Annotated in this window: 1 protein-coding gene; it reads left to right on the top strand. The window is 30.9% G+C overall.

The window, feature by feature from the left end; all coding sequences use genetic code 11:
• A partial coding sequence (locus E0D98_RS24690) for a hypothetical protein (RefSeq protein ID WP_165941064.1) occupies positions 1–1,030 on the top strand: 1,030 nt, incomplete at both ends.

The raw sequence follows: 1,030 nt of genomic DNA, 5'->3' as shown, positions 1-1,030 counted from the left end.
CTATTCAAATGGTCACTTTACTTAACGCGTTACAACCAGGTGGAAAATGCATTATCACTGGTGATTTTCAAAAAGAATTAGCGTACTTACAAAATGTAATTATTTATAATGATTCGTCTCTTCGTATGGATTTTTTTGGTTATAACGCCCTAATTATTCAACGATCAGACAATACCTGTGAACTTACAATTAATGAACCGTTAAAAAACCAGGAAATATCCACAGGCAATATCAATGTTAATTTCCCATTGAAAGACATTTACAATGAAATCAGGAGGTTGAACTTAGTTTTTAGTTGTGGGACTGGAGGTATAGTTGATCTATCCTCTCTGGACTTACGGAATATCGATTTAGAACTTTATGATTTTACAGATAAACATATGGCCAATGCAATTTTAAATCCTTTTAAATTGGATGACACAGATTTTACTAATGCCAACATGTTTCAGGTAAATTTCGTTAGTTCAAAACAAAACACCACAATCTCCTGGGATTATTTACTAAAAATAACGCCTGTTCTAACAAGCATTAGCGATATGTATTCTGAAGAAAAAATTAAGCTTGTCGAAAGTTGTTTAAATGAGCTTGGAGATATTACCGAAGAACAATTAAAAATCATGAGATTTGCAATTATAAAATCTATACCAAGAGCAACTCTTACAGATAAATTAGAAAATGAATTAACAAAAGAAATATATAAAAGCTCATCGAAAATCAATAATTGCTTGAACAGAATTAAATTACCAGAGATGATAGATTTCTCATCAGAAAAAATACATGATTATATCGACATAATCATTGAAGATTATGAAAATATAAAAGAAAATGCTTATCTGGTAATTCCCCAAATTAATTATACTATGGATTTAAACATAGAAGACTCTAGCTCAGAAGAGTTACTTTCAGATAACACCCTCGAGAAAGACGAAAATTCTCCGGACAATGGTTTTGAGGTCGGGGAATATAACACATATGAAGCATATAACTCAGAGAATCAATATTTTACCAGAGAGGACTATACGTATAATTA

Origin of the sequence: Escherichia sp. KCJ4928, assembly GCF_004352695.1 — a bacterium.
Taxonomy (GTDB): domain Bacteria; phylum Pseudomonadota; class Gammaproteobacteria; order Enterobacterales; family Enterobacteriaceae; genus ECMA0423.
The sequence above is the reverse complement of the archived record's forward strand: the minus strand, read 5'-3'. Positions and strand labels throughout refer to the sequence as shown.